This window comes from Streptomyces hilarionis (assembly GCF_024539675.1).
Taxonomy (GTDB): Bacteria; Actinomycetota; Actinomycetes; order Streptomycetales; family Streptomycetaceae; genus Streptomyces; species Streptomyces hilarionis.
In genome coordinates this window covers 1-328 of sequence record NZ_JAHHIT010000581.1, presented here as the reverse complement: position 1 = coordinate 328, position 328 = coordinate 1, and the positions used below count along the sequence as shown (strand labels likewise).

Here is a 328-nt window from a genome sequence, read left to right as displayed (position 1 = left end):
GCCTCAACCGCCTCCCCAGTTGCACCTATCGCTTTACTCGATGGGAATTTATATGAAGCAAACCTGACAGCCAGAACAGACAGAGCCAAAAAGAAAATCCCCCCACACAAATAAACCAGTCCAACGTCTGGAGTCCTGTGATGTGAGACATCACCTATAAGATAGCGAGTGAGGGCGATAATGGCTATGTATAACAAAAAACGTATTGGCAGATGATTAGTTTTAAAATAAATTCCTACCATCGCCCCTAATTCTAGGTAAATAAATAACAGAAGAATATCATCAATACTCGCACGACCTGCATTAAACATATCCACAAATGCCATTA

The 328-nt window shown here is 41.2% G+C and carries 1 protein-coding gene; it reads right to left on the bottom strand.

All coding sequences use genetic code 11. From position 1 onward, the window contains the following. Positions 1 to 328: phosphate-starvation-inducible protein PsiE (locus KMS84_RS39595; RefSeq protein ID WP_256921496.1), on the bottom strand; the 328-nt coding region annotated here is incomplete at both ends.